Annotated in this window: 27 protein-coding genes; 13 read left to right on the top strand and 14 right to left on the bottom strand. The window is 69.1% G+C overall.

Annotated features, from left to right (window positions below):
• Positions 1-54: 54 nt before the first annotated feature.
• The 7 genes from araA to FNH24_RS01040 all read right to left on the bottom strand — a co-directional run bounded on the left by araA (position 55) and on the right by FNH24_RS01040 (position 6,996).
• Positions 55-1,575: an L-arabinose isomerase gene (gene araA / locus FNH24_RS01070; protein ID WP_152360276.1), complete on the bottom strand. Its 1,521-nt coding sequence runs from the start codon at positions 1,573-1,575 to the stop codon at positions 55-57.
• An 8-nt stretch (positions 1,576-1,583) separates the two neighbouring features.
• Positions 1,584-2,261, bottom strand: a complete 678-nt coding sequence (locus FNH24_RS01065) for an L-ribulose-5-phosphate 4-epimerase (protein ID WP_152360275.1) — start codon at positions 2,259-2,261, stop codon at positions 1,584-1,586.
• Between the two features lie 153 nt (positions 2,262-2,414).
• Complete coding sequence (locus FNH24_RS01060) at positions 2,415-2,681, bottom strand: hypothetical protein (RefSeq protein ID WP_152360274.1); 267 nt, start codon at positions 2,679-2,681, stop codon at positions 2,415-2,417.
• Positions 2,678-3,649: a mycothiol conjugate amidase Mca gene (gene mca, locus FNH24_RS01055; protein ID WP_152360273.1), complete on the bottom strand. Its 972-nt coding sequence runs from the start codon at positions 3,647-3,649 to the stop codon at positions 2,678-2,680. The genes FNH24_RS01060 and mca overlap by 4 nt, the downstream gene beginning before the upstream one ends.
• Before the next feature lie 345 nt (positions 3,650-3,994).
• Positions 3,995-5,383: a hypothetical protein gene (locus FNH24_RS01050; protein ID WP_152360272.1), complete on the bottom strand. Its 1,389-nt coding sequence runs from the start codon at positions 5,381-5,383 to the stop codon at positions 3,995-3,997.
• Positions 5,384-5,417: 34 nt separating this feature from the next.
• On the bottom strand, positions 5,418-6,164 hold the full coding sequence (locus FNH24_RS01045; RefSeq protein ID WP_152360271.1) for an amidohydrolase family protein: 747 nt from the start codon (positions 6,162-6,164) through the stop codon (positions 5,418-5,420).
• A complete protein-coding gene (locus FNH24_RS01040) occupies positions 6,154-6,996 on the bottom strand; it encodes an amidohydrolase family protein (protein WP_246186690.1) in 843 nt (280 codons plus the stop codon). The genes FNH24_RS01045 and FNH24_RS01040 overlap by 11 nt, the downstream gene beginning before the upstream one ends.
• Positions 6,997-7,126: 130 nt before the next feature.
• Here FNH24_RS01040 and FNH24_RS01035 point away from each other — a divergent pair, with 130 nt between their 5' ends.
• Both FNH24_RS01035 and greA read left to right on the top strand, forming a co-directional pair.
• Positions 7,127-7,549, top strand: coding sequence for a DUF4307 domain-containing protein (locus FNH24_RS01035; protein WP_152360270.1), 423 nt, complete (start codon positions 7,127-7,129; stop codon positions 7,547-7,549).
• A gap of 31 nt (positions 7,550-7,580) precedes the next feature.
• The gene (gene greA, locus FNH24_RS01030; protein WP_152360269.1) at positions 7,581-8,084 is read left to right on the top strand and encodes a transcription elongation factor GreA; all 504 of its coding nucleotides are present in this window, start codon (positions 7,581-7,583) and stop codon (positions 8,082-8,084) included.
• Between the two features lie 31 nt (positions 8,085-8,115).
• On the opposite strand, the gene FNH24_RS01025 is transcribed toward greA, so the two are convergent.
• Both FNH24_RS01025 and FNH24_RS01020 read right to left on the bottom strand, forming a co-directional pair.
• Entirely contained in the window at positions 8,116-8,535 is a 420-nt protein-coding gene (locus FNH24_RS01025) for a DUF2089 domain-containing protein (RefSeq protein WP_152360268.1), read from the bottom strand.
• Positions 8,535-9,497: a hypothetical protein gene (locus FNH24_RS01020; RefSeq protein ID WP_246186689.1), complete on the bottom strand. Its 963-nt coding sequence runs from the start codon at positions 9,495-9,497 to the stop codon at positions 8,535-8,537. Before FNH24_RS01020 ends, FNH24_RS01025 begins: the two co-directional genes overlap by 1 nt.
• 200 nt (positions 9,498-9,697) lie before the next feature.
• Between FNH24_RS01020 and FNH24_RS01015 the strand changes: the two genes are divergently transcribed.
• Complete coding sequence (locus tag FNH24_RS01015; RefSeq protein WP_152360267.1) at positions 9,698-10,987, top strand: L,D-transpeptidase; 1,290 nt, start codon at positions 9,698-9,700, stop codon at positions 10,985-10,987.
• A 73-nt stretch (positions 10,988-11,060) separates the two neighbouring features.
• On the opposite strand, the gene FNH24_RS01010 is transcribed toward FNH24_RS01015, so the two are convergent.
• Positions 11,061-12,422 (bottom strand): AI-2E family transporter, encoded by a 1,362-nt coding sequence (locus FNH24_RS01010; protein ID WP_161605943.1) that lies wholly within the window; start codon positions 12,420-12,422, stop codon positions 11,061-11,063.
• A gap of 244 nt (positions 12,423-12,666) precedes the next feature.
• On the opposite strand from FNH24_RS01010, the gene FNH24_RS01005 reads away from it, so the two are divergent.
• Entirely contained in the window at positions 12,667-13,353 is a 687-nt protein-coding gene (locus FNH24_RS01005; protein WP_152360265.1) for a uracil-DNA glycosylase, read from the top strand.
• 161 nt (positions 13,354-13,514) lie between these two features.
• Here the strand turns inward: FNH24_RS01005 and FNH24_RS01000 are convergent, their stop codons facing one another.
• Positions 13,515-14,696 (bottom strand): cystathionine gamma-synthase, encoded by a 1,182-nt coding sequence (locus FNH24_RS01000; protein WP_152360264.1) that lies wholly within the window; start codon positions 14,694-14,696, stop codon positions 13,515-13,517.
• Positions 14,697-14,793: 97 nt separating this feature from the next.
• Between FNH24_RS01000 and msrA the strand changes: the two genes are divergently transcribed.
• Entirely contained in the window at positions 14,794-15,432 is a 639-nt protein-coding gene (msrA, locus tag FNH24_RS00995) for a peptide-methionine (S)-S-oxide reductase MsrA (RefSeq protein ID WP_152360263.1), read from the top strand.
• A 119-nt stretch (positions 15,433-15,551) separates the two neighbouring features.
• Positions 15,552-16,472 (top strand): phosphotransferase enzyme family protein, encoded by a 921-nt coding sequence (locus FNH24_RS00990; RefSeq protein ID WP_152360262.1) that lies wholly within the window; start codon positions 15,552-15,554, stop codon positions 16,470-16,472.
• Positions 16,473-16,626: 154 nt separating this feature from the next.
• Here the strand turns inward: FNH24_RS00990 and FNH24_RS00985 are convergent, their stop codons facing one another.
• Positions 16,627-17,040 carry a DUF1761 domain-containing protein gene (locus tag FNH24_RS00985; RefSeq protein ID WP_152360261.1) on the bottom strand — a complete coding sequence of 138 codons (414 nt, stop codon included), beginning with the start codon at positions 17,038-17,040 and terminating at the stop codon, positions 16,627-16,629.
• Between the two features lie 44 nt (positions 17,041-17,084).
• Between FNH24_RS00985 and FNH24_RS00980 the strand changes: the two genes are divergently transcribed.
• The 5 genes from FNH24_RS00980 (at position 17,085) to FNH24_RS00960 (ending at position 21,853) form a co-directional block, all read left to right on the top strand.
• On the top strand, positions 17,085-17,750 hold the full coding sequence (locus tag FNH24_RS00980; RefSeq protein ID WP_152360260.1) for a winged helix-turn-helix transcriptional regulator: 666 nt from the start codon (positions 17,085-17,087) through the stop codon (positions 17,748-17,750).
• A 92-nt stretch (positions 17,751-17,842) separates the two neighbouring features.
• Entirely contained in the window at positions 17,843-19,048 is a 1,206-nt protein-coding gene (locus tag FNH24_RS00975; RefSeq protein ID WP_152360259.1) for an MFS transporter, read from the top strand.
• Positions 19,049-19,221: 173 nt separating this feature from the next.
• Entirely contained in the window at positions 19,222-19,545 is a 324-nt protein-coding gene (locus tag FNH24_RS00970) for a YciI family protein (protein ID WP_246186688.1), read from the top strand.
• 20 nt (positions 19,546-19,565) lie between these two features.
• A complete protein-coding gene (locus FNH24_RS00965) occupies positions 19,566-20,921 on the top strand; it encodes a serine hydrolase domain-containing protein (RefSeq protein ID WP_152360257.1) in 1,356 nt (451 codons plus the stop codon).
• A gap of 65 nt (positions 20,922-20,986) precedes the next feature.
• Positions 20,987-21,853, top strand: coding sequence for a helix-turn-helix domain-containing protein (locus FNH24_RS00960; protein ID WP_152360256.1), 867 nt, complete (start codon positions 20,987-20,989; stop codon positions 21,851-21,853).
• A 101-nt stretch (positions 21,854-21,954) separates the two neighbouring features.
• Here the strand turns inward: FNH24_RS00960 and FNH24_RS00955 are convergent, their stop codons facing one another.
• The gene (locus FNH24_RS00955) at positions 21,955-22,941 is read right to left on the bottom strand and encodes an aldo/keto reductase (RefSeq protein ID WP_152360255.1); all 987 of its coding nucleotides are present in this window, start codon (positions 22,939-22,941) and stop codon (positions 21,955-21,957) included.
• 147 nt (positions 22,942-23,088) lie between these two features.
• Here FNH24_RS00955 and FNH24_RS00950 point away from each other — a divergent pair, with 147 nt between their 5' ends.
• Together FNH24_RS00950 and FNH24_RS00945 are read left to right on the top strand one after the other, a co-directional pair.
• The gene (locus FNH24_RS00950; RefSeq protein WP_152360254.1) at positions 23,089-23,862 is read left to right on the top strand and encodes a glycosyltransferase family 2 protein; all 774 of its coding nucleotides are present in this window, start codon (positions 23,089-23,091) and stop codon (positions 23,860-23,862) included.
• Between the two features lie 110 nt (positions 23,863-23,972).
• Positions 23,973-24,950 (top strand): aldo/keto reductase, encoded by a 978-nt coding sequence (locus tag FNH24_RS00945; RefSeq protein ID WP_152360253.1) that lies wholly within the window; start codon positions 23,973-23,975, stop codon positions 24,948-24,950.
• Here FNH24_RS00945 and FNH24_RS00940 read toward each other — a convergent pair.
• Complete coding sequence (locus tag FNH24_RS00940; protein WP_152360252.1) at positions 24,941-25,753, bottom strand: class I SAM-dependent methyltransferase; 813 nt, start codon at positions 25,751-25,753, stop codon at positions 24,941-24,943. The genes FNH24_RS00945 and FNH24_RS00940 overlap by 10 nt on opposite strands.

Raw genomic sequence — 25,753 nt, 5'->3', positions numbered from 1 at the left:
ACTTGTCAGAACTGAGAAGCCCTATGACACAACTCAGTTCTGACAACTCGGGGATCAGAGGGTGAAGCCGAGGCGGTGGGAGACCTGGTTCCAGCGGAGCTCCTTGGTGAAGCCGCGGCGGGTGGTGTCGGCGTCGATCAGGGCGAGCTCGACGCCGGCGATCCGGGCGAAGTCCTCCAGCTCCTCGGTGCCGGCCGCGGTGGACAGGACCGTGTGGTGCGGGCCGCCGGCGGTCAGCCAGCACTCGGTGGAGGTGGCGAAGTCGGGCTTCGGCTGCCAGACGGCGCGGGCCACCGGCAGCTTCGGCAGCGGCTGGTCCGGCGACACCACGTCGACCTCGTTGGCGACCAGCCGGAAGCGGTCGCCGAGATCGCAGATGCCGACCACCGTGGCCGGGCCCGGGGCGGCGTCGAAGACGAGCCGGACCGGGTCGGAGCGGCCGCCGATGCCCAGCGGATGGATCTCGATCCGCGGCCGGCTGGCGGCGATGGTCGGGCAGACCTCGAGCATGTGCGCACCGAGGATCTTTTCCGCCCCAGGCGCCAGGTGATACGTGTAGTCCTCCATGAACGAGGTGCCGCCGGGTTGCCCCGCGCCGATCGCCTTGACCGTGTGCAGCAGCATCGAGGTCTTCCAGTCGCCCTCGCCGCCGAACCCGTACCCGTCGGCCATCAGCCGCTGCACGGCCAGGCCGGGCAACTGCTGCAGGCCACCGAGATCCTCGAAGTTGGTCGTGAACGCGCCGAACCCGCCCTCGGTCAGGAACGTCCGCAGGCCGGCCTCGACCCGGGCGCCGTAGCGTAGCGCGTCGTGCCGGTCGCCGCCCGGGGTCAGCTCCGGCGCGAGGTCGTACAGGTCGACGTACTCGGTGATCAAAAAATCGATCTCGGTGTCGTCGACCTGATCGACGACCGCCACAAGATCATTGACGCCGTACGTGTTGACCGAGACACCGAACCGGAGCTGCGCCTCCACCTTGTCGCCCTCGGTCACCGCGACGTCGCGCATGTTGTCGCCGAACCGGGCCAGCTTGAGCTCGCGCAGGGCCGCGGCACCGCGGGCGGCACGCTGCCAGGCGCCGATCCGGGACTGCACCCGCGGATCGCTGACGTGCCCGGCGACCGTCTTCCGCGGTACGTCGAGCCGGGTCTGGATGTAGCCGAACTCGCGATCACCGTGCGCGGCCTGATTGAGGTTCATGAAGTCCATGTCGATCTCCGCCCACGGCAGGTCGACATTGGCCTGGGTGTGCAGGTGCAGCAGCGGAACCTGCAGCGCGTCCAGCCCGGTGATCCACATCTTCGCCGGTGAGAACGTGTGCATCCAGGTGATCACGCCGAGGCAGTCGGGATCGGAGTTGGCGGCCAGGATCTGCCGGTGGATCGAGACCGAATCGGTCAGCACCGGCTGCCAGACGACCGGCAGCGGCAGCTGGCCCGAGTCGTTCAGTTGATCAACGATCGCCCGCGACTGGTCAGCCACCTGATCAAGAGTCTCCGGGCCGTAGAGGCCTTGGCTCCCGGTGAGGAACCACACCTGCCGCCGCGCCGAACCCTGACCGTCCCGTTCCGTCATGATCTTCCTCACCGTTGCCCGTAAACGTTCTGATAGCGCTCATACAGCCGATCGATGTCGTCCTGCGGGATGGGGATCGGCTCGCCGAGTTGCCGGGCGATGTGCACCGTCCGGGCCACCTCCTCGCACAGCACCGCCGCCTTGACCGCGGACTTGGCCGACCCGCCGATGGTGAACACCCCGTGGTTCTGCATCAGCACGGCCTTGGACCGGTGATCACGCAGCGTCTCGACGATCCCCTGCCCGATCGAGTCGTCGCCGATCAGCGCGAACGGCCCGATCGGCACCTCGCCGCCGAACTCGTCGCCCATCATGGTCAGCACACACGGGATCGCCTCGCCGCGCGCCGCCCAGGCGGTGGCGTAGGTCGAGTGGGTGTGCACCACGCCGTTGACCTCCGGCAGGTGCCGATAGACGTACGCATGCGCGGCGGTGTCCGACGACGGCGCGTGATCACCTTCGACCAGGTTGCCGTCAAGATCACAGACCACCATGGCCGAGGCGCTGAGCTCCTCGTACCGGACGCCGGAGGGCTTGATCACCAACAGGTCCCGGCCCGGCACGCGGGCGGAGATGTTGCCGGCGGTCCAGACCACCAACTCGTTCTTCGGCAGCTCGGCGTGCAGCTCGGAAACCTCTTGCCGCAACAGATACAGCGCCTCGTCGGCGTCCACAGTCGACGACATCAGGTCAGCGCCTGCTGGTGCGGAGGATTGGAGATGCCGCGTGCTCGTGGGTCGGAGCTAGGCGAATCTGTCGCGCTCATGATCAATCTCTCCCCATGGTCAGTTACCGTTCGGCGACGGTGGCCCGGCGAAGTAACTGCGTGTCCCCACCCGTCAAGTGGTGCTGTCCTGCCGCCGCGACCGATCCTGCTCCGACCCCGGTTCTTCCGGATCTTCGGTCGCCTCGTCCTGCTGGGCATCCGCCGGCGTGCCGGCGCCCTCGTCGCCCGCTTCCGCGCCGGCCCGCGGCACCTTGATCTTGCGCATCTGCCGCATCATGCTGAGAAACAGGCCGACCAAGATCAGGGCCAGCACGATCACGATGATCAGAGCCGTCCAGCCCGGCTTGACCAGGTTCGGATCCAGCTCGAGGGTGATCATGCCGGAACTCTACTGCTCGGCTCGGTGGTGCCGTTGCCGGCCGCGGATTCGACCGCGACTCCGGCAAACAGATCGTCCTCCGGGATCGAGGTCGCGATCCGGCTGCGGGCCAGCTCGAAGTCCTCGGTCGGCCAGGCCGCCTGGTGCAGGTCCAACGGCACGCTGAACCAGTGGCCCTGCGGGTCGATCTGCGTCGCGTGGGCGAGCAGCGCCTTGTCCCGGACCGCGAAGTAGTCGGCGCACGGCACCCGGGTGGTCACGCGGCGCTGGTGCTCCGGGTCCGGCTTCCACTCCGCCAGCCGCTCCGCGTACGGCGACTCCAGGCCGCGCTCCCGCATCACCCGGTCCAGGGCGACGATCCGCTCCCGGTGGAACGTGAACTGGTAGTACAGCTTGAGCGGCGCCCACGGCTCGCCTGCCCCAGGGTACGCGTCCGGATCGCCGGCCGCCTCGTACGCGGCGACGCTGATCTCGTGGCACTTGATGTGGTCCGGATGCGGATAGCCGCCGTTCTCGTCGTACGTGGTGATCACGTGCGGCCGGAACTCCCGGATCAGCCGGACCAGCGGCTCGGCCGCGTCGGCCAGGTCGACCAGTGCGAAGCAGCCTTCCGGCAGCGGCGGCAGCGGATCACCCTCCGGCAGCCCGGAGTCGACGAAACCGAGCCAGACCTGGCGGATGCCGAGGATGTCCCGGGCCTGGTCCATCTCCTGACGCCGGATCTCCGCCAGATTGGCCAGCACATCGGGCCGGTCCATCGCCGGATTGAGGATCGATCCCCGCTCGCCGCCGGTGCAGGTCGCGACGATCACCTCGACACCCTCGGCGACATAGCGGGCCGTGGAAGCAGCCCCCTTGCTGGATTCGTCGTCGGGGTGGGCATGGACGTGGAGCAGCCGCAGCGGTTCACCGGCCGCGTCCACCCGTACCGGCCTGCCAGCCACGACTCCTGGCGCGGGATCAGTCATGGCCACATGCTGCCATCCGACCCGTCACCGGGCGGAGTTGGCCCACCGTCCGGGACGCTGCCATCTGGCGGCGTCCGGCCAGGGCCGGGAGCGACTCGGCGTCCGAAGGGCGCGACCGTCGGGAGCCGGTCGTGGGTAGAGCAGGCGGCAGTCGGAGAGTGACGGCGGCGGGAATTGAAGGCTCAAGGCACGGTTCTGGACCGTATTGGGTACGGAAGTCGCCCCCGGTCGAGAAACGCACGCTCACCGAGCCGGATCGGGAGCGGAGGCTGCTCATCGAGTGTGACGAAAACCGGCTCGGCGACGGGGGCGATCGAGCCGGAAGGCGTCGCAGTCGATGAAGGATCAGCGCCGGTCGTCGTTCGCCTGGCCGAAGTGGGCAGCGATGGTCTCGAAGATCCGGCGCGGGCGGTCCGGCACCCAGTGATCGATCGCGACCAGCGGCTGCCCGCCGGACTGGGTCAGCTGCCAGCCCGAGTCGTCCTCGAAGCCGGGATTCTGCAAGCTGAAGCCGACCGGCTCGAGGTGATCGAAGGAGACGTCGGTCTGGTAGGCGCGGCCGCCGACGGCCTCGTACACCCGGATCGCCAGCTTCGCCGTCGCCTTGCCGGCGAGGTACGGGGTGAGGTCGATGGTCGGGCCGCCGGAGAGGGTCGCCTGCGCCCACCACTGCCAGCCGAACTCGCGCAGGTCCTGGGACCAGACGATGTCGTCGTCGATCAGGATCTGCTTGAACCGCCGGCCGAGGTCGCCGACCTTGCCCGCGAACGTCGTCCGGTGCCAGAACGACAACTCGTACCGGGACGTGCCGGGATCGGGCTCGATCAGCTGCGCGGCCTCGGCCCACGAGCCGGTCTCGGTGCGGCCGGTGGAGGTGACGAAGCTGAGCCGGCCGGTGCCGTACATGGCCTGGTTGCTGGAGGCGATGGTCGGGGCGTGGTCGAGCTGCGCGCCGTAGACGCTGATCCCGGCGATCCGGCCGTCGGCGAGATAGTCCAGGCCGGTCCGCAGCGCCTCGTCGACGTAGTGCTCGGTCGGTTCTCGGCCGCCGTCGAGGAAGCGGCCGGTGTAGAGGAGCAGGATCAGGTCCAGGCCGAGCGGGTCGGTGTTGGCCAAGATCTGGTCCAGGTCGCGGCCGACGGTGCTCGCGTTCTGCGTGTTCTGGTGCGGACCGTCGAGATAGGGATAGATCAGCCCGTCGAGGTACTGGCCGTAGGTGGCGAGGAATTCGGTGCTGTTCGACGATCCCCAGTAGGTGCACAGATAGAAGTTGAGGTCGGGGTTGACCGCGTCGGCCGCCGCCCTGATCTCGGCCACGTACGCCGGCGTGAACAGATCGGTGTTGAACTCGAAGTCGTCGATCGCCCAGCCGGTGATGTTGGGGTGCCGAAGGGACAGCTCGGCGGCCGTCCGGGCCCAGTGGGCATAGTCGGTGAGGATCGGCTTGCCGGACAGGTTCTCGGTGCTGATCTCCGTCGGCGGGATGAAGTAGAGCCAGATGTTCAGGCCGGCGTCGGCCGCCGCGGGGGCGAACTCCTCCAGGTCCTCCATCTCCGGGCCGCCGCGACCGGCGTTGTAGATATAGGTGTTCAGGCCGAGGGCGGCCAGCCGCTCGACGGTCAGCGGCACGTCGAGGTGCAGGTGGCCGTCCCCTCGCGGCGTCGGCTCGAGGAAGCGGACGCCGACGGTGTTGCCGCCGGCCTGGCTGGCGCGGACTCCGTGCACACGGGGCATGGTTGACCTTTCGGTACGGGAACGGGGGCGATGATCAAGCCGGCACGGACGATCCGAGCAGCTTGGCCAGGTTGCCGCCGAGCACCCGGGCTCGGCGATCTTCGGCAAGGTCCCACTCGAGGATCCGGCGGAGCTCGATCACGATCGAGGAGTACGGCGAGTCGGAGCTGAAGATCACCCGGTCGGTGCCGACGGCGGGATGCTCGGCGAACGAGGTCAAGATCGTGTCCCACGGGCCGTAGGCGGTGTCCGCGTAGAGATTCGGCGCGTATTCGAGGGCCGGGATGGCGTCCAGCCAGAAGTCGGTGGCGCCGCTGCGGCCCATGATGAACGCGATCTCCGGGAAGCGCAGCGCCAGCGATGCCAACGGCAGCGGCAAGGCGGTCGGTGGCGTGCCGGTGCGGACGTAGACCGGCCAGCCGACCTCGCCGGCGAATTCGAGCAGCGGCTCGACCTGCCCGTCCAGCAGATCGAAACCCTGCAACGCCGCGTCGACGGCCAGCGCGACCGCTCCGTGATCATGGGCGTAGCGGAGCTCGCTCAGGGCGTGGGCCTGGTTCCACGGGCTCGCCACGGCGTAGCCGAGCAGCCGACCCCGCGACGCCGCGGTGATCTTGGCGATCGCCTCGTTGCCGGCCCGGTTGTCGAACGCGATCTGGGCCTCCGACGGTGCCACCAGAGCATGATCGACACCGGTCCGGTCCATGATCATGATCAGCTCGTCGGGCTCGAGGGTCACGTCACGCTGGGCGCCGAGGCGCAGGTGGGCGTCAATGATCATGGTCGCCGGCCTCCTCGGCCGTGATCGGCGGCAGCGGGTCGATGCCCAGCAGTCGGGCCGGGTTGGCGCTCAGGATCCGGACCCGATCGGCGTCGGCGACGCCCCAGTCGGAGATCTCGCGGACCCGGGCCACCGCGTATTCCTGCGCCGGGCCCGGTGCCAGCCCGGCGTCCGTACCGAACAACACCTTCTCCGGCGGCGCCTGTCGGACGATGGTCCGCGCGGCATAGGGCGGAGTGCCGCAGAGACAGAGGTAGAGGTTCGGCGTGGTCGCGGTCAGCGCCAAGGCCTCGCGCCAGGTGTCGTGCAGACCGCCGTGGCCGAGCACCACCGGCAGCGTGGGATGCCGGCGGGCGGCGGCGGCGATCTGGCCGGCGGTCGCGTACGGCGGCGTCCCGTCGTGCACCAGCACGATCCCGCGCAACTCGGCCACCACCGCCAGCACCGCGTCCAGGCCGGCGTGGTGCATCGGCACCCCTTGCAGCCAGGGATGCAACTTGATCCCGCGCAGGCCGAGGTCGGTCAGACAGCGCCGGGCCTCGGCGGCGGCGTGCGGGTGCGGCGCGTAAACGGTGCCGAAGCCGAAGAACCGATCGGGATGTTCGGCCGCGAAGGCGGCCAGGTCGTCGTTGCTGTCCGGCGTGGCCCGGTGCAGCCCGTCGTGCGCCAGCAGTGCGGCGCCCCGCAGTCCGGCCCGGCGCAGATAGCGGAGGTAGTCCCGCGGCGACGGCGCCCGCCAGTACGCGGTCCGGGTGCGCCGCCAGCCCGGCGGATGGCAGTGGAAATCGATCACGTCGTGGACCTGCTTCCGTACTCCGGAGAGCATGATCATCCGAAGTCAAAGTTTCGAGATTCCGAAGATTACTTCCAAGTCATGAAAATCGTAACCAGCAGTTCCCGGCCGCCGCAAGAGTGCGCCCACCGATTTCCGCGGCCCGGGTCCGGGCTGGGAGAATGCCGGCATGCCCGACCCGGTCCCGCAACTGGACGACGCCGAGGCGGCGGAGCGGATCCGGAACCGCTATCCGCGGTCGCGGATCCCCCGACCCCTGGTGATCGCGCTCGTCGGCATCGTCGCGCTGGCCGGCCTCGGCTGGTTGATCTGGGTCGCCACCATCAATTCCCAGCCCGCGGTCAGCGGCCAGCTGGCCGGCTTCCGCGTGGTCAGCGACGCCGCGACCGAGGTGACCCTGACCGTCGATCGGCCCGACCCCTCCGTTGCCGCGCAATGCCTGGTCATCGCCCAGGCGATCGACTACGAGCGGGTCGGCGAGATCGAGGTGGTCGTGCCGCCGAGCCAGCATCAGCTGGTCGACCTGCCGGTCACCATCAAGACCCTGCGTCGAGCGATCTCGGCCTCGGTGGACAGCTGTCGGAAGATCTGATGATGTCGGTCCGCCTTGCTAAGCTTCTCCGATGTCTGAAAACACGGAACAGGTGATCTGGCTGACCACTGAGGCCCGCGACATGCTGGCCGAAGAGCTGGAGCATCTGAAAGGCGAGGGCCGCCAAGAGGTTTCCGCGCGGATCGCCATGGCCCGCGAAGAGGGTGACCTGAAGGAGAACGGCGGTTACCACGCGGCTCGCGAGGAGCAGGGTCAGCAGGAGGCCCGGATCCGCCAGTTGGAAGACATGCTGCGTAAGGCCAAGGTCGGCGAGGCGCCGGCCGGCGACGGGACCGTCGCCCCGGGCAATCAGGTGACCATCGCCTTCGACGGCGACGAGTCCGACACCGACACGTTCGTGCTCGGCTCGCGGGAGTTGCTCGGGCTGGACGAGAGCGTCAACGTCTACAGCCCGCAGTCGCCGCTGGGCACCGCCATTCTGGGCAAGAAGAAGGGCGACAGCGCCAGCTATCTGACCCCGAACGGCAAGTCGGTGAACGTCACCGTCATCGCCATCGGTTCCTACCCGAGCTGACCTCTCCGCCTCGGCACGGAGCGACAGGGCGTCAGGGGAGAGAGGCGAGGAGGCGGGTGGCCTCGTCGGGGGTGAGGGCGCCGGCGGCGACCTCGGCCAGGACCTGGTCGCGGGTCAGGGATTCGGGTTCCGGCTCGTCGCCGAGGCCGAGCTTGCGGAGCAGGTCGGCGTACCGCAGCCGGGCTGTCGGGTACGAGACGCCGAGGAACCGCTCGACCTCGCGCAGGTTGCCCCGGGAGGCCAGGAAGACCCGGAGCAACTCGATCTCGGCATCACTCAGGGCGCAGAACTCGCACTGCCGGAAGATCCCGGCCAGCTCGGTGCCGCAGGAACCGCAGCCGAGCCGGGTCACCGCCAGGTGATCACCGCACACCGGACAGGCGTCCGGCGCGCGGTGATCATGGGTCCGGCTCCCCGGAGCCCGGACGGCCTGCCGCGGTCGATCGGCCATCAGCCGTTGGTCCAGGAGTCGCCGTCGGAGCCGACCCGGACCATCGCGTGGCCCATCACCACCTCGATGTCGAGCTTGGCGCTGCCGTTGCCCATCACGACCTCGTCGCCCGGCCCGGAGTGTCCACCGGTCCAGCTGACCTTGCCCAGCTGGGCATCGCCCTTGACCGTCACGTTGGACTCGTCGGCCAGGTGCAGCGACAGCGAGCCGGACTCGGCCCGGACCCGCGACCGTCCGGTCACGATGGCGCCCTTGATGGTGGCCTGCCCGGCCTGGATCAGCGCGTCGTTGATCTCGGCCACGTCGAGCAGCTTGGCGCCGCCGGCGGTGACCCGGACCTTGCCCAGGTGCGGCACCCGCTCGGTGTTCAGGCTGCCGGCGGTCACCTCGACGTCGACGATCAGATTCGGATTGACCCGCAGGAACAATTCCTTGCCCAGCCCCAGCGACCGGATGTCGTCCAGGTTGCGCGGCGCCCGCAGGATCGAGAACCCGTCCAGCGACGAACCCATCTCGCCGTCGCTGGAGACCTCGAGCACCGACCCGTTGCGTCGCAGCACGTGCGGGCCGTCGGCCGACACGGTCGCCACCGACGTCTCGCCGACGATCCGGACCCGGCGCCCGACGGCGCGGACCGAGAGCCGCTCCACACCCTGGGTGTTGACCGGCTTGGGCCGCTTCGGCGGCTCCGGCTCGGTGTCGTCGGAGTCGTCCGACTCGGAGGAGCTGACCCGCTCCTTGTTGTACGAGGCGAACTGGGGCCGGTCGGTGGCGGCCGCCCAGGCCCCCTCCTCGGTCGTTCCGGAGCCGGCCGACTTGGCGGCGAGCTCCTCGTTCGAGGGCTCGGCGCCGGACGACGCCGGCGTGCCCTTCTGCGCATCGATCCGGCGCGCGGCTTCGGCGGCATCGATCCGCCCCGCAGCCAGTTCCTCGAGGATCGCGGTGATCTCAGGTGAAGTCATGTTCGAAAATCTAAACCCCGACTTTCCAGTTTGGAAGGTTGGGAGTCAAGAACCAGGGTCGGCTCGGGGTTCTCCACCGACCGCCACTCCCAAGTCACGGTTTGGTAGCCGGACCGCGCCTAGGTTTGCCCTGGCCGATCCGGGTGAGAGGCTTGACAAGCGCGGGCGGGTCCGCGCTCGTGCTAGGGGGAAATACATCGATGTCCAAGCGTGTAGTCACCAGCGTCCGCTGGCTGGCGGTCAGTCTGTTGGCCGGCCTTGTCGTCACCGCCTGCGGGGCGGTGCCACAGTCGCCGACCGAGCCGGCCGCGCCCAACGGTTCGTCCCAGCCGACGCCGGGGGCGTCCAAGCCGGCCGACGATCCGTCGAAGCCGGGCGAGTCGAAGCCGCCGGAGTCGGAGGCGCCCGGCGGTCCCGTCGAGTTGAGCGCCAACGTCGATGACGGCGCCGACAACGTCAAGGTCGACACGGTGATCAAGGCGACCGCGAAGTACGGGACGCTGACCAAGGTGTCGCTGACGCACAAGGGCACCGGCTCGCCGAAGATGGACGTCCGTGAAGTCTCCGGCTCCCTCAACGACGACAAGAGCTCCTGGACCGCGGACAGCGCGCTGGACCCGTCGGCGTCGTACACCTTGCAGCTGACCGGAAAGAACGCGGCCGGCGAGGAGAAGACGGAGACGCTGAAATTCGGCACCAGGTTCGTCGACCGGTCCGACCAGACCTTCGTCAACATCTTCCCCAAGGATGATCAGACGGTCGGCGTCGGGATGCCGGCGGTGCTCACCTTCGATGTGGCGATCAAGGACAAGGCCGCGTTCGAGAAGCAGCTGAAGGTGACCACGACTCCGGCCCAGGAGGGCAGCTGGCACTGGTTCTCGGCCAAGGAGGTCCACTTCCGGCCGAAGGCGTACTGGAAGCCCGGCACCAAGATCACCGTCACCGCCAACCTGAACGGGATCAACGCCGGCAACGGGATCTACGGCCAGAACTCCTCCACCAAGACCTACTCCGTCGGCGACTCGGTGGTCACCAAGGTCGACCTGAAGAAGAAGCAGGCGATCGTCGAGATCAACGGAAAGAAGGCGCGGACGATCAAGATCAGCGCCGGCAAGAAGGGCTTCATCACCCGCAGCGGCACCAAGCTGATCATGGAGAAGCTGGAGCAGACGCGGATGGCCTCGGAGACCGTCGGCATCGCCGAGAACTCCAGCGAGGGCTACGACATGCAGGTGAAGTGGGCGATGCGGATCACCCAGAGCGGCGAATTCGTGCACGCCGCACCCTGGAACCAGGGCTACCTCGGCAAGGAGAACGCCAGCCACGGCTGCACCGGGATGAGCACCAAGGACGCCGCCTGGCTGTTCAGCAAGGTCAGAGTCGGCGACCCGGTGATCACCACCGGCAGCGGCCGGGAGCTCGAGAAGGGCAACGGCTGGACCGACTGGGACATGGATTGGGCCAAGTATCAGCAGGGCTCGGCTCTCTGATCCCCACCGTTCCCTGAGCCGGTGGAAGGGCAAGCATGATCAACCGCTGCCCTGCTGCCGGCTCAGGCCATGATCACTTCGCTTCGACCACCGGTTCGAGCGGTTCAGCGCCCGCGGCCAGTGAGGCGATGTAGGAGTTGGCGAACGCCAGCAGCGGTACGGCCAGCAGGGCGCCGACGATCCCGCCGAGGATGACGCCGATGGCGATCGCCAGCAGGACGGCGAGCGGATGCAGCTTGACCGCCCGGCCGAGCAGGAACGGCTGCAGCACGTGGCTCTCCACCTGCATCACGACGATGGTGCCGACCAGCATGATCAACGCCTGGATCGGGCCGACGGCCACGAGGGCGACGGCGACCGCGACGAATCCGGAGACCAGCGCTCCGACCAGCGGGATGAAGGCGGCGAGGAAGACCAGCGCCGCCAGCGGGATGGCCAGCGGGATCTGCAGGATCAGGGCGATGATCAGGACGCCGATCGCATCGACGAACGCGACGATGATCGTCGCCCGCACATAGGAGACGAGCGAGTTCCAGCCGTTGCGGGCCGCCGCGTCGGCCTTGGCCCGGGCCGCTCGCGGCACGAACCGGAGCAGCGCGGAGAAGATGCTGCGACCGTCGTAGAGGAAGTAGAACAGCGCGAACAGGGCGATCGCGAAGCCGGCCAGGAAGTGGCCGACGCCGGACCCGACGTTGGCCGCATACCCGGGCAGGATCGCCGCCAGGTCGATCGTCTGCAGCCAGGCCAGCACCTGGTTGCCGTAGTCGGCTAATTGCCGGTTGTCGATCATGAGCGGCGGCCCGGCGACCCAGGTCAGCAACTGCTGATAGCCCTGCACGGCCTTGGCGGCCAGCTCACCGGACTGGCTGACGATCTGTTGCACGATGAAGGTCAGCACGCCGGCCAGGATGGCCAGCCCACCGACCACCGAGATCGCCGCGGCCAGGGCCTTGGGGAAGCGCCACTTCCGCAACCGGGACGCGACCGGCGACAGGAGCGCCGCCAGCAGCGTGGCGATCGCAATGGGGATGGTCACCTCGGACAGGAACCGGAGCAGGAGCCCGAGCCCGAGCAGCAGACCCGCGATCAGCAGCACCCGCCAGGCCCACCCGGCCGCGATCTTCACGCCGCGCGGCACCCCGTCGGTGACGACCAACTGATCATGACCTCGGACCGGCGGCTCGACCGCGACGTCGGCGACGACCTGGGGCTCGGCGTCGGCCGGCCCCGGCTCGTCGACCGAAGCTGGCGGCACAGCGGCAGCGGCCGCTGTCGGCGTCGTCGGGACGGTCGGGGCGGTCGGCTTGGCCGGCTCCTCGGCGTCGACCGCATCCCCCCAGTCGGATGCCTCGGAGTCGTCGCGCCCTAACGGGTCGGCACGTCGCGGATGATCTTCGAACGGATCGGTTGTGGTCGAGTCGTTGTTCGCGGCCACGCGCTTCCCCGAGCGTGGTTCGTCCGGTTCCGCCCCGGACCGGACTCGCTTACCCACCGCCATGACACCTCCACCGCCGACCCCGCAGATTCGCCCCGCAGATTACGTAGGGCCAACCGTAGCGGAGCGATGCCCCGCCGGACAGCCACGGCCGGCACTTGTACCGTAACGCCAGACCGGGAGTTGACAGCATCGACGACGAGGACTGCCGCATGATCATGACGAACCCGAGGAGGGCGACGCCATGCCGGCGCGTCCGCTGAGTGAGCTGGTCGCCGCTGACTGGGCCGAGGCGCTGGCTCCGGTGGAGGCCGACATCGCGACGATGGGCGGCTTCCTGCGGGCGGAACTGGCGGCCGGCCGCGGCTATCTCCCGGCCGGTGATCATGTGCTGCGTGCGTTCAGCCGACCGCTGTCGGAGGTCAAGGTGCTGATCGTCGGCCAGGATCCGTACCCGACGCCGGGGCATCCGGTCGGGCTGTGCTTCTCGGTCGCACCGGACGTCCGGCCGCTGCCGAAGAGCTTGATCAACATCTACACCGAGTTGCGCGACGATCTGGGCGTGCCGCCGGCCCAGACCGGAGACCTGACGCCGTGGTTCGAGCAGGGCGTGCTGTTGCTGAACCGGGTCCTCACCGTGCAGCCCGGCCGCTCCGCCTCGCATCGGGGCAAAGGATGGGAGCGGGTGACCCAGGTCGCGATCGAGGCCCTGGTCGCGCGCGGTGGCCCGCTGGTCGCGATCTTGTGGGGCCGCGACGCCCAGTCGTTGATCCCGATGCTCGGCTCGGTCCCCCATCTCGCCAGCGCGCACCCGTCGCCGCTGTCGGCCCGCTCCGGCTTCTTCGGTTCCCGCCCGTTCAGCCGGGCCAACGAACTGTTGGTCGCGGCCGGTGGTCAACCGGTCGACTGGGATCTGAACACCTCGACCTGATCAACCACGAGGGCTTGTTCCGTTCCCTGAGCCTGTCGAAGGGCAAATCGCCTGACACCTATGGCTTGGGGTGAGGGCGACGGATTCCGCAGCGCCGACCGGCAGACCACTCTGTCCGCCGATCGGACGACTTTCCCCGCAAACCGTCTTGGGCCGCAACGCTACCGAACGGATCCGGTTGTGCCCAGCGCCTGGTCAAGATCTTCGAGCAAATCGTTAACTTCCTCGATCCCGACGCTCAGCCGGACCAGGTCGGCGGGCACCTCGAGGGCCGTACCGGCGACCGAGGCGTGGGTCATCCGGCCGGGATGCTCGATCAGCGACTCGACTCCGCCGAGCGACTCGCCCAGCGTGAAGACCTTGGTCCGGGCGCACAGCTCGACCGCCGCCTGCTCCCCCGCCGCCACCCGGAAGCTGACCATGCCGCCGAACCGCCGCATCTGGCGCCGGGCCACGTCATGGCCGGAATGGCTGGTCAGGCCCGGATAGATCGTCTCGCTGACACTCGGGTGTTCGGCCAGGAAGCGGGCGATCGCTTCGGCGTTGTCGCTGTGCCGCTCCATCCGCAGCGCCAGGGTCTTCAGGCCGCGCAGCACCAGCCAGGCGTCGAACGGGCCGGCGACGGCGCCCATCGCGTTCTGGTGGAACCGGACCTTGTCCGCCAGCTCGGCGTCGCCGACGACCACGGCCCCGCCGACGACGTCGGAATGGCCGCCGCAGTATTTGGTGGTCGAGTGCACGACGACGTCGGCGCCGAGGGCCAGCGGCTGCTGCAGATAGGGCGAGGCGAACGTGTTGTCGACCACGGTCGTGATTCCGTGCCAGCCGGCCAGCTCGGCCAGCGCCGCGATGTCCGCGATAGCGAGCAGCGGGTTGGTCGGCGTCTCCAACCACAGCATGGTCGTCTTGCCCGGCTGGATCGCGGCCTCGACTGCGGCCAGGTCAGTCAGATCGACCGGCGTCGCGGTGATGCCCCACTGCGCGTGCACCCGGTCGAACAGCCGGAACGTGCCGCCGTATGCGTCGTGCGGGACCACCAGGTGGTCGCCGGACCGGCAGAGGGCCCGGAGCACCGTGTCCTCGGCGGCCAGGCCGCTGGCGAACGCGAAGCCGTGACTGCCGCCCTCGAGCGAGGCCAGGCACTCCTCCAGCGCGGTCCGGGTCGGGTTGCCGGACCGGGAGTATTCGTACCCGTTGCGCAGTCCGCCGACGCCGTCCTGGGCGTACGTCGAGGTGGCGTAGATGGGCGGCACCACGGCCCCCGTGGTGGGGTCCGGGGCCTGCCCGGCATGGATCGCGCGAGTGGCGAAGCCGGCTGAATCGGCGGGTCGGTCCGTGGTCACCCGGAGAGGCTACCGGGCGTAATCGCCGAACCACGGCCGACGTTGTCGATGCCGGCGGCCGGTGTCGCCGGTTGCGGGAGAGAGGCAGACTGTGACCATGTTCCTGCGCCAGAAGACCACCATGATCGACGAGGGCTCCGCCCTCCCCGGCCGGGACCGCGCCGTGCTCGAGAACCCGACCTTCCACGAGATCTACGGCATCCCGGTGCAGAGCACCCCGGCCGGCTCCGAAGTCGCGTATCTGGCTCTCGGCTGCTTCTGGGGCGCCGAGAAGCTGTACTGGCAGACGCCGGGCGTGACCAACACCGCCGCCGGCTACCAGGGCGGCTTCACCCCGAACCCCACCTACGAAGAGGTCTGCAGCGGCGGCACCGCCCACGCCGAGGTCGTCCGGGTGACCTACGACCCGACCAAGATCACCTTCGCCGGCCTGCTCAAGATCTTCTTCGAGAACCACGACCCGACCCAGGGGATGCGCCAGGGCAACGACGTCGGCACCCAGTACCGGTCCGCGATCTACACCACCGACGACGAGCAGGCCGCCGACGCCATCCGGGTCCGCGACGAATTCCAGGCCGAGTTCACCAAGTCCGGCTACGGCGAAATCACCACCGCCATCCGCCCCGCCGGGGAGTTCTTCTACGCGGAGGACTACCACCAGCAGTACTTGTCGGAGGGTAAAAATCCGAACGGCTACTGCCCTATCCACGCAACCGGGGTCACCTGCAACCCTTGACTTGAGCCTGATCAGGCGGGATTGATTCCGATCTGCTTCCCGTTGCAGCTTCGATCGACTCCGACCAAGAGGAAGCCGTGGTTGATCCGCAAAAGGCCTCGCCACCGTACGGTGCCCGCATGCCGCTCGAAGCATGGGCCAGTGTGCTCGGATCCGACCCCATCGTGGCCGAGCCGGACGGCCGGGTCCGACAGGTCACGGCCGAGGACGGCCGCGAGTACGTCCTCAAGCGGCCTATGGTGTGGGATCCCGAGGCGCCCCGGCTGCGGCTGGCCCGCGAGTTCCGGATCCTGTCCGTGCTGCAGGGAGCACGGGTCCCTGTCGCGCTACCGGTGATCACCGACGACGGCTGCATCTGCACCGAACGCGACGGCGAGTTCTACCTGCTGCTTCCCCGGATTCCCTTCGACATCGACGATCTGGAGCAGCGACCGGACGCCAGGGAGATCTATCGCCGAGTCGGCGAAGCCATCGCCCGGATGCTGCTCGCGCTCGCCGACTGCCCCTACCCCAGTGGCTCGTACGAAGTCGTCCTCGATGAGCGCGTCGGCCCGGCCGCATTTCCCCTGTTACGCGCAGCCGACCCGGATCTCGCCCGCCAGCTCGACCGCCTGTCCCCCAGGCTCGCCGCCGCGACCGCCGGGTTGCCCCGGCAGCTGACCCACGGTGACTGTCACGACGGCAACATCCTCATCCGTGAGGGCCACGTCGTCGGATTCATCGATCTCGATCATCTGTCCACCGCCCCGCGGATATGCGACGTCAATCGGTGGCTCGGGAACCGAGTGCTCGGCGCGATGGCCGCCCCCCGCGAACGCTGGCCCGCCTTCCTGACCATGGTCCAAGCACTGCTCTCAGGCTTCGATGCCGTGAGCCGCCTGTCGAGGCAGGAACGGGACGCGCTGGGGCCGGCCCTGTTGATCAACGAGCTGAACGCAGCGGAGTGGAGCCTGGGCCAGGGCGACGACTCCAGCTCGTACGTGACCGGGCTGATCCGCACCTGTCACTGGCTGGCCGACCGGGACGCACAGCTGAACTGAGTCGATTGCCTCCGAGCCTCGTCGTCGAGCGGAGGGCTTCGGTGCTGGATCCAACTGATTCGGCACCTCCGGGATGGCGCCACGACCGATGAGGGGATCGACGGCAATCCCCTCGAGCTGAAGCACCATTCTCCGCAGATTCACGCGACGGTTGTTACTGCAGCAGCCCGATGGCGAGGGCCATGCCCAAGAACAGGACCAGTTGGTACGCGCTGTTGATCATGGTGAGCCGCCCCGGCTTCTGCTCGAAGGCGTTGTGTTGCACCAAGGTCGTGATCGAGAAGCCGAGCCAGGTTGCGAGGCCGACGGCCAGGTCGAGCCACAGCGGGTCGCTGCCGAAGAAGCCGGCGGTGACGGCGCACCCAGCGGCCAGGGCCAGCGCCGTGACGAGGATCGAAGCCAGGAGAAACGCGAACGGGGTCTTGCCGGCTCGCTTCGAGTCCTCCTGGGTCACTCCGGTCAGCTTCCGCCAGACCCCGACGAAGGCCCATCCGTACCAGACTCCCGAGATCGCCATTCCGACTGCGGTCGCGACCACGACAGCCAGCCAACTGAAGCTCAGTTCCATGCAGATCCTCCCTGCTCGACGGGAAGTTGATAGAATCAACCGTGATGGAAAAAGTCAAGCAGACAGTACGGACTCCTCGCTCCTACGGGCAGTTCTGCGCCTTCGCGCGGGCCCTGGACGTTGTCGGTGAGCGCTGGACGCTCCTGATCGTGCGCGAGTTGCTCCCCGGGCCGATGCGCTACACCGAGCTCAAGACCTCGCTGGCCGGGATCGCGACCAATCTGTTGGCCGAGCGGCTGCGGTCGCTGGAGGCTAACGGCGTCGTCGAACGTCGACTCGAGCAGTCGGGGGTCAGCTACGCCCTGACGCCCTGGGGTGCGGAGCTGCACGAGCCGATGGAGGCGCTCGGCCGGTGGGGTGCGCCGCTGCTCGAGACCGGCCGGGGTGACGACGCGTTCCAACCGCGCTGGCTGGCGCTCGCTCTCCCCGGGCTGCTCCGCGGCGTGACCGCGAACCCGCCGGTGGAGCTCGGGATCGAAACGAACGGGTTCGCCCTGGTCCTGCGCATCGACCAGGACGGGCCCAGTGCCATGATCCGGCCCGACCGGCAGCCCTCCACGGTGTTGTCCGCCGCCCCGGAGGTCGTCGTCGGGCTCGCGGCGGGTGGGCTCACGATCGACCAGGCCCTGGCTTCGGGCGAGTTCCGCGGCGACCGGCAGGTCCTCAGCACGGCATTTCCCGCCGAGCGGGAGTCAGCGGTCGACCGCTGAGCGAGTTCCGTCCGCCGGCGTCGTCGGAATCCTCAAGAATCAGCAGGCTAGAGTTAGCACTCCTCATCGGCGAGTGCTAACCAGGGGGCATCATGTCGGCGGTGCCGCTCGGACCGGTCTTTGTCCGATTGTGGTCGGCTACGGCGCTGTCGAACCTCGGCGACGGGATCCGAGCTGCGGCGTTTCCGTTGCTGGCGGCCGGGCTGACCTCCAGCCCGGTCCTGATCACGGGGGTCGCCGTTGTCGGGCAGCTCCCGGGACTCTTGTTCGGGTTGGTGGCCGGTGTGGCGGCCGACCGGTTCAACCGGCGCAGCCTGGTCCTGACCACGGACATCATCCGAACCGTTCTGCTGGCCGGGCTGGTGGTGTTGATCGCGACCGGTGCTGCCACCATCTGGGTGGTCTACGGCGTGGTCTTCGTCTCCGGCCTGGCCTCGGTGCTGCGCGACACCACGGCCGGGACACTGCTGCCATCGATCGTGGGCAAAGATCAACTCGACCGAGCCAACGGCCGGATGGTCACGGCAGAGATTGCCGGCAACGAGTTCGTCGGGCCGCCGCTCGGCGGATACCTGTTCGGTATCGCGGTCGCGCTGCCGTTCGCGGTCAACGGCGGCACGATGGCGATCGCCGCCGCTCTGGTCGCGTCCCTCCCCGCAATGCTCCAGCCGGCCGCCGCACCGGCGGGGCCGTCGCGGGCGAGGCTGCTCACCGACCTGCGCGACGGTCTGCGCTGGTTGATCCGCCGGCGGGACGTTCTAGCCGTGCCGGCCACCAGCGTTGCGTTGGCGATGACCGACAGTGCCTGGTTCACCCTGCTGGTGCTCTACCTCCGCGACGTCCTGAACCTGCCCGGAATCTGGTTCGGCGCGATGCTGGCGATCGGTGCGGTCGGCGGCTTGGCCGGCGGTCTGGTGGCAGCTCGGATCGGCCGTGCGATCGGACTGCGCTGGACGATCGTGGGTTGTCTCGTCGTAGCCGCGGCCGGACAGCTTGCGCTCGGCACCACCAGCAGCACGGTCATCACCGCCCTGGTTCTGGCCAGCAGCAGCCTCGTCTTCGCTGTCTGGAATGTCGCCGCTCGGACCCTGATCCAACGCCGGACACCCACTGAACTGCTGGGCCGGGTGGCCAGCATCAACGGCACCGTCATCACGGCCGCCTCGATTCTCGGCGCCCTCCTGGGCGGCGTGACCGCCGAACAGCTCGGGCTCCAGGCTCCGTTCCTCTTCGGCGTGCCGCTGTTGATCATCGCGTCGGTCGCCGGATGGTGGGCACTCCGTCCAACAACGCCCTGATCGCGGCATCCGTCTCCGCCAAACTCCGACCAGGTTCCGACAGAATTCTGCAGACGGCTGTCCGATCCGGGCGGCGGCGTTCGTAGCAGGGGTGAGCGGTGGTCGGAGGGCTGCCGCCGGGACCAGGGAGTGATGCCATGGCGCGCTACATGATTTCGTTCGAGAAGGGGTCGATGGACCACATTTCGGAGGCCGACTTCCCCGAGGTGGGCCGGGCGGCCCACGCGGTGATCCAGGAGGCCAAGGACGCGGGGGTGTTCCTGTTCGGCGGTGGGCTGGACTACGAGGACAACGACGTCGAGTACGCGGCGGTGGCGATCGACGGGACGATCACCGACGGGCCGTATCCGGAGACCAAGGAGCTGATCGGCGGCGTGACGATCGTCGAGGTGCCCACCCGGGAAGAGGCCCTGAAGTGGGCGGCCAAGATCGCCGTCGCGTGTCGTTGTGCGCAGGACGTCCGCAAGTTCATGTTCGACCCGGACCTGATCGAGTGAGGTCGACGTAGAGTCCCCTCATGCGAGCTCAGCAAGGGATCCTCGAGGACGAGGTGGCGGAGGCGGCACGCGAGCTGGGGGTGCCCGGGGTCGCGGTCGGAATCGATCATGGTGGCGAGCGCGAGATCGTCACCTACGGCGTGACCAGTGTCGATCATGGTCAGCCGGTCGACGAGGCGACGTTGTTCCAGATCGGGTCGACGGCCAAGACCTTCACGGCGACGGCGATCATGGTGTTGGTCGAGCAGGGCCGGGTCGAGCTCGACCAGCCGGTCCGCCGTTACGTTCCCGAGCTGCGACTGCAGGACCACGGCACGGCCGAGACGCTGACCGTCGGACACCTGCTCAACCACACCGCGGGCTGGGACGGCGGCGACACCTGGGTCGACACGGGCGAGGGCGACGATGCGCTCGAACGGGCCGCCGCGCTGCTGGCCGACCTGCCGCAGCAGTTCGCCCCGGGTACGGGAGCCTCGTACAACAACGCCGCCTTCGTGCTCGCCGGTCGCGTGGTGGAGAAGGTGACCGGCACGACGTTCGAGCGAGCGTTGGCCGAGTTGATCCTGAACCCGCTCGGGTTGACCCGGACGCTGACCTCGCTGAATTCGATCATGACCGAGCCGTTCGCCGCCGGCCATCGGGCCAACGGGGCGACCGACGGACAGGTGTCGGTGACCCGGCCCTGGAGCGATCCGCGGGGCTACATCCCGGCCGGCGCCCGGTTCGCGTCGAGCCTCGGTGATCAACTGAGCTGGGCCCGGTTCCAGCTCGGCGACGGGCGGTCGGCCGCCGGCACCCGGCTGCTCGCCGCGGACCGGCTGCGGTCGATGCACCACCCGACGACGAGTCACGAGATCCTGCCGGGCGTGGGGGTCGGGATCGGTTGGATGCTGCGTGCGATCGAGGGCGTACGGCTGGTCGAGCATCACGGCGACGTCGCCGGCCAGCACTCCTCGGTCACCGTGCTGCCCGAGCGCGACTTCGCGATCGTCGTGCTGACCAACGCCACCCCGAACGGCCGCGAGCTGGCGGAACGGATCCTGCGCCGGGTCCTGGAGACGCGGCTCGGCCTGGTCGAACGGCCGCCCGAACAGCTGCGGCTCGGTCCCGACGAGCTGGCTCCCTACGTCGGGATCTATCGCACCGACGGCATCGAGCTGCGGGTCGTCGTGGGCGGCACCGGACTGATCATCCACGGCACCGTGTCCGACGGCGACGGTCCCGGCGAGACCCTCGAATTCCCGATCGGCATGCTGGCCGAGGAACGGTTCCGGGTCATCGGCGGGCCGTTCGAGGGTCTGCAGGGCGAGTTCGTCCGCGAGGGTGGTGCGGTGGTGGCGGCGCGACATGTCGGCCGGCTGGTGCCGCGCGTCTGATCGCCGTCATGGCAGGTACTGCCGGTGCCTGGTTTCCGGGTGCCCCGGCGGCTAGCGTCGTCGGCATGGATTCCCGGGCCGAGATTCGCGAGTTCCTTGCTTCGCGCCGGGCCCGGCTCACGCCCGCGCAGGTGGGGCTGCCGACGCACGGGACTCGCCGGGTCAAGGGGTTGCGCCGGGAAGAGGTGGCGCTGTTGGCCGGGGTCAGCCCCGACTACTACATCCGGCTCGAGCGCGGTGGCCTGTCCGGCGCCTCGCCGGCGGTGATCGACGCGCTGGCCCGCGCGCTGCGGCTGGACGAGACCGAACGGGGCCACCTGTTCGACCTCGCGCAGGCCGGGCGGGACGCGACCGGTCGGCGGCTGCCCCGGTCGCGGTCGGCCCGGGTACGGCCGGAGGTGCAACGGATGCTGGACGCGATCATGGCGCCAGCGGTCGTCCGCAACGCCCGGGCCGATGTGCTGGCGACCAACCAGCTCGGGTCCGCCCTCTACGCGCCGGTCTTCGACGACCCGGTCCGGCCGGCCAACACGGCTCGGTTCGCGTTCCTCGATCCCCGGGCTCGTGACTTCTACGTCGGGTGGGAGCAGACGGCCGACAACATCGCCGCGCGGCTCCGCGCCGAGGCGGGCCGGAACCCGCTCGACCGCGGCCTGACCGACCTGGTCGGCGAGCTGTGCATGCGCAGCCCCGACTTCGCCGCCCGCTGGGCCCGGCACGACGTCTTCGCCCACCGGGCCGGCGAGAAGCGGCTGCACCATCCCGTCGTCGGCGCCCTCGACCTCAACTTCGAGGCGATGCAGCTGACCGCCGACCCGCAACTGACCTTGATCATCTACACCGCGGACGCGGGCTCGAAATCGCAGGACGCCCTCGACCTGCTCGCCAGCTGGTCGGCCAGCCTCGCCGACCCGGCACCGTCGGAGCGGTGATCGCCCGGCTCTGTCCGGAATCGACCCGACGTGCGTCGAAACGGCCCGAATCGGCCGGTATTTCTCGACGTCGGGTCGATTCCGGACATCAGGGCGCGCGGTCAGCGGTTGATCCAGCGCTGCATCTGCTCGGGATAGCGGTCGACCTCGAGATCGATCCCCGCCGAGGCCTCGGTGAGGTCATCCAGATCCTGGGCGGTCAGTTCGACCCGGGCGGCGGCGGTGTTCTCCTCCAGCCGGTTGAGCTTGGTGGTGCCGGGGATCGGCACGATCGTCGGGTGCTGCGCGAGCACCCAGGCCAGCGCGACCTGCGCGGCCGTCGCGTCCCGACGCTGCGCCACCGCCGCCACAAGATCAACCAGACCCTGGTTCGCCGTCCGCGCCTGCTCGGTGAACCGGGGCAGCCGGCCCCGCAGGTCACCGTCCGCGAACGAGGTCGAGCTGGTGATCGCTCCGGTCAGGAATCCCTTGCCCAGTGGGCTGAACGGTACGAATCCGATGCCGAGCTCGAGCAGCGCAGGCAGGATCTCCCGCTCCGGTTCGCGCCACCACAGCGAATACTCGCTCTGCAGCGCCGCCACCGGCTGCACCGCATGGGCCCGCTTGATCACGTCGACCCCGGCCTCGGACAGCCCGAAGTGCGCCACCTTGCCGGCCGTGATCAACTCCCGCACCGTGCCGGCCACGTCCTCGATCGGCACCTCCGGATCGACCCGGTGCTGATAGAGCAGGTCGATCCGCTCCAGATCCAACCGGCGCAGCGAATCCTCCACCGTGGCCCTGATCTGCTCGGGCCGGCTGTTCAGCCCGGACCGGCCGCCGCCCTCGAACGCGAAGCCGAACTTGGTGGCGATCACCACCCTGTCCCGGACCGGCGCCAGGGCCCGGCCGACCAGCGTCTCGTTGGTGAACGGCCCGTACACCTGCGCGGTGTCGAAGAAGGTGACGCCGAGGTCGACCGCCCGCCGGATCAGCGCGATGCCGTCCTCGTCGGTGACCGGCGGACCATAGCCGTGGCTCAGGCCCATGCAGCCCAGCCCGATCGCGGACACGGTCAGGCCGCTGCTGCCAAGATTTCGTTCGATCACGGTGTGCTCCTCGCTCGATACGTTCGACGCCCAGTTCAGCGGATCCACCGCCCGGATGGGAGGTTGAGCCAGGGCCCCTCTGCCGCGACTACGATGTCGGCGTGCTCGAGCCACCCGGTCCGAGCCCGACTGCGGAAAGGGAGATTCGTGCCACTCGTGTCGGTGATCATGCCGGTGTACAACTCCGCCGACACCCTGGGGGCCTCGGTCCGTTCGGTGCTGGCCCAGAGCCACGCCGAGGTGGAGCTGCTGGCGACCGACGACGGCTCGACCGACGGCTCGATGGAACAGCTCGCCGAGTTCGCCCGGCAGGACGAACGGGTGCTGCCCGAGCCGGCGCCGGAGCGCGGCGGTGCGGCCCGCGCCCGCAACCTGGCCATCGCCCGGGCCCGCGGCGACTATGTCGCCTTCCTGGACAGTGACGATCTCTGGTTGCCGGCCAAGCTGGAGCAGCAGCTCGCCTTCGCGGCCACGGCCGGCGCGCCGCTGACGTACACGTCCTATTACAAGATGCACGCCGAGTACGACGGCGAGGCGGCCGACTTCACCCCGAACGGGCGCGTCGTCTGGGCCCGCGACGAGGTCGACTACAACGCGATGCTCACTCAAGATCACATCGGCGCGCTGACCGCGATGTACGACCGCACCGTGCTCGGCACCCGGCTGATGCCGGACATGCCGAAGCGCCAGGACTACGCGCTGTGGCTGTCGATCATGCGCGACGGCACCCGGGCCAAGGGGCTGCGCGAGCCGCTGGCGGTCTATCGGTCCCAGCGCGCCGGCTCGCTGTCGTCCAACAAGCTGGCCCTCGTCCCGCACAACTGGGCGCTCTATCGCGAGCACGAGCACCTCTCGGTCCCCCGCTCGGCCCGCGCGTTGGCCGGTGCCGTCTGGCACTCGCTGCGCAAGTCCCGGATCTGAGCCGGTCGGACCGGCTGACAGGCCCTGCCAGTGCCTGGCTCGACAGGCCCTGGCACGCCCCGGGTCGGCGCGGTTGACTGGCCGCAGGGCCGTCGTGAGGAAGGGTGCAGATGCAGCAGGTGCGATTGGGATCGTCCGGGTTGAAGGTCAGCCGGATCGCGTTGGGGTGCATGAGTTTCGGCGACGGTACGCGAGCGCGGTGGGCCCTGGACGACGAACGGGCGGAGCCGATCTTCCGGCAGGCGCTGGAGCTGGGCATCACCTTCTGGGACACGGCCAACATCTACGGCCACGGCACCTCCGAGGAGATCGTCGGCCGCGCGCTGCAGCGCTACACCCGCCGCGACGACATCGTGCTGGCGACCAAGCTCTATCAACCGATGGGCGACGGGCCGGGCGGTGCCGGGCTCTCCCGCCGGGCGGTGCTGGAGCAGATCGACGCGTCGCTCACCCGGCTCGGCACCGACTACATCGATCTCTACCAGATCCACCGCTTCGACCGGCAGACGCCGATCGAGGAGACGATGGAGGCGCTGCACGACGTGGTGAAGGCGGGCAAGGTGCGCTACCTCGGTGCCTCGTCGATGTGGGCCTGGCAGTTCGCGACCATGCAGCACGCGGCCGACCTGCACGGCTGGACCCGGTTCGTCTCGATGCAGGATCAATACAGCCTGATCCATCGAGAGGAGGAGCGGGAGATGTTCGGCCTGCTCGCCCACCAAGGGGTCGGCAGCATCCCGTGGAGTCCGCTCGCCGCCGGCCGGGTCGCCCGGCCCTGGGGCGAGAGCGGCACCGAGCGGTCGGCGGCCAACCCTGAGGTCGACATGTTCGGGCGGCCCCTGTTCCTGCCCTCCGACGAGGCGATCGTCGACGCCGTGCAGCGGATCGCGGCGGCCCGCGGGGTGTCGATGGCGCAGGTCGCGATGGCCTGGGTGCTGAAGAATCCGGTGGTCGCCGCACCGATCGTCGGCGCGACGAAGCCGCACCATCTCGCCGATGCGGTCGCAGCGCTCGACCTCGAGCTGACCGAGGACGAGATCACCGCCCTGGAGCAGCCGTACGTCCCGCGGCAGCCGACCTACTTCTGAGCTTCACCCGGTACGTGTTGCAGGACCGCGAGCTGGGAGATCCAGTGCCGGGTCACCTGCCCGTCGGGCCGCTGGGCCAGCAGGCGCCGCACCTCGGCGTAGAGCTGCTGCCGCTTCGCGGGCTCCATCACGATGTGGTTGGCGAACGTGTCGAGCAAGGCGAGATAGCTGTCCACCGTGTAGCGGACCGGCCAGACGAACATCCGCTGCGCCACCCGCCGGAAGTGGCCGGAGGCGATCCCCTCGTCGATCAGGTCTCCGTTGACCAATCGGGGCGGCGGTGGCGGCCAGTCGCCGACCGCCTCGCCGAGCTCGACGTAGACCTGGTGGATCTCCGTGAAGAACGGATCGAATCCGTCGGGAAAGGCATGGTGGGCGCCGAAGATCGCCAGGTGACCGCCGGGCGTGAGCAGCCGGGCGGCCTTGGCCCAGCGCAGTTCGCGGTCGACCCATTGCCAGGCGTTCGCGGCGAAGACGAGGTCGTACGTTGCTCCGGCCGGCGACTGCCACGGCTCGAAGCCGCTGGTGATCACCGAGACCGCCGGATGGGCGGCCAGGTTGTGCCGGGCCTGCTCGGCGAGCCGCTCGCCCGGCTCCAATGCGGTGATCTTGAAACCGCGTCGGGCCAGGTCGACGGTGGCCAGGCCGGGCCCGGCGCCGATCTCCAGGATCTCGGCCGCCGGGGTGATCTTGGTCAGCGTGATCAACTCGTCGAAGAGTTCGCTCGGGTAGGCGGGCCGGGCGGACTGGTAGACCGGAGCGGACTCGTCGAAGGCGTCGCGTTGGCTCTGGGTCGTCGCCAA

It is taken from the genome of Microlunatus speluncae (genome assembly GCF_009299835.1).
Classification (GTDB): Bacteria; Actinomycetota; Actinomycetes; order Propionibacteriales; family Propionibacteriaceae; genus Microlunatus; species Microlunatus speluncae.
Note: the sequence above shows the minus strand (reverse complement) of the source record. Positions and strands in the feature narration are given on the sequence as shown.

Coding starts and splice junctions, on each gene's coding strand:
- araA (WP_152360276.1), bottom strand. CDS start 1,575: ATGACGGAACGGGACGGTCAGGGTTCGGCGCGGCGGCAGGTGTGGTTC.
- FNH24_RS01065 (WP_152360275.1), bottom strand. CDS start 2,261: ATGTCGTCGACTGTGGACGCCGACGAGGCGCTGTATCTGTTGCGGCAA.
- FNH24_RS01060 (WP_152360274.1), bottom strand. CDS start 2,681: ATGATCACCCTCGAGCTGGATCCGAACCTGGTCAAGCCGGGCTGGACG.
- mca (WP_152360273.1), bottom strand. CDS start 3,649: ATGACTGATCCCGCGCCAGGAGTCGTGGCTGGCAGGCCGGTACGGGTG.
- FNH24_RS01050 (WP_152360272.1), bottom strand. CDS start 5,383: ATGCCCCGTGTGCACGGAGTCCGCGCCAGCCAGGCCGGCGGCAACACC.
- FNH24_RS01045 (WP_152360271.1), bottom strand. CDS start 6,164: ATGATCATTGACGCCCACCTGCGCCTCGGCGCCCAGCGTGACGTGACC.
- FNH24_RS01040 (WP_246186690.1), bottom strand. CDS start 6,996: ATGATCATGCTCTCCGGAGTACGGAAGCAGGTCCACGACGTGATCGAT.
- FNH24_RS01035 (WP_152360270.1), top strand. CDS start 7,127: ATGCCCGACCCGGTCCCGCAACTGGACGACGCCGAGGCGGCGGAGCGG.
- greA (WP_152360269.1), top strand. CDS start 7,581: ATGTCTGAAAACACGGAACAGGTGATCTGGCTGACCACTGAGGCCCGC.
- FNH24_RS01025 (WP_152360268.1), bottom strand. CDS start 8,535: ATGGCCGATCGACCGCGGCAGGCCGTCCGGGCTCCGGGGAGCCGGACC.
- FNH24_RS01020 (WP_246186689.1), bottom strand. CDS start 9,497: ATGACTTCACCTGAGATCACCGCGATCCTCGAGGAACTGGCTGCGGGG.
- FNH24_RS01015 (WP_152360267.1), top strand. CDS start 9,698: ATGTCCAAGCGTGTAGTCACCAGCGTCCGCTGGCTGGCGGTCAGTCTG.
- FNH24_RS01005 (WP_152360265.1), top strand. CDS start 12,667: ATGCCGGCGCGTCCGCTGAGTGAGCTGGTCGCCGCTGACTGGGCCGAG.
- msrA (WP_152360263.1), top strand. CDS start 14,794: ATGTTCCTGCGCCAGAAGACCACCATGATCGACGAGGGCTCCGCCCTC.
- FNH24_RS00990 (WP_152360262.1), top strand. CDS start 15,552: ATGCCGCTCGAAGCATGGGCCAGTGTGCTCGGATCCGACCCCATCGTG.
- FNH24_RS00985 (WP_152360261.1), bottom strand. CDS start 17,040: ATGGAACTGAGCTTCAGTTGGCTGGCTGTCGTGGTCGCGACCGCAGTC.
- FNH24_RS00980 (WP_152360260.1), top strand. CDS start 17,085: ATGGAAAAAGTCAAGCAGACAGTACGGACTCCTCGCTCCTACGGGCAG.
- FNH24_RS00975 (WP_152360259.1), top strand. CDS start 17,843: ATGTCGGCGGTGCCGCTCGGACCGGTCTTTGTCCGATTGTGGTCGGCT.
- FNH24_RS00970 (WP_246186688.1), top strand. CDS start 19,222: ATGGACCACATTTCGGAGGCCGACTTCCCCGAGGTGGGCCGGGCGGCC.
- FNH24_RS00965 (WP_152360257.1), top strand. CDS start 19,566: ATGCGAGCTCAGCAAGGGATCCTCGAGGACGAGGTGGCGGAGGCGGCA.
- FNH24_RS00960 (WP_152360256.1), top strand. CDS start 20,987: ATGGATTCCCGGGCCGAGATTCGCGAGTTCCTTGCTTCGCGCCGGGCC.
- FNH24_RS00945 (WP_152360253.1), top strand. CDS start 23,973: ATGCAGCAGGTGCGATTGGGATCGTCCGGGTTGAAGGTCAGCCGGATC.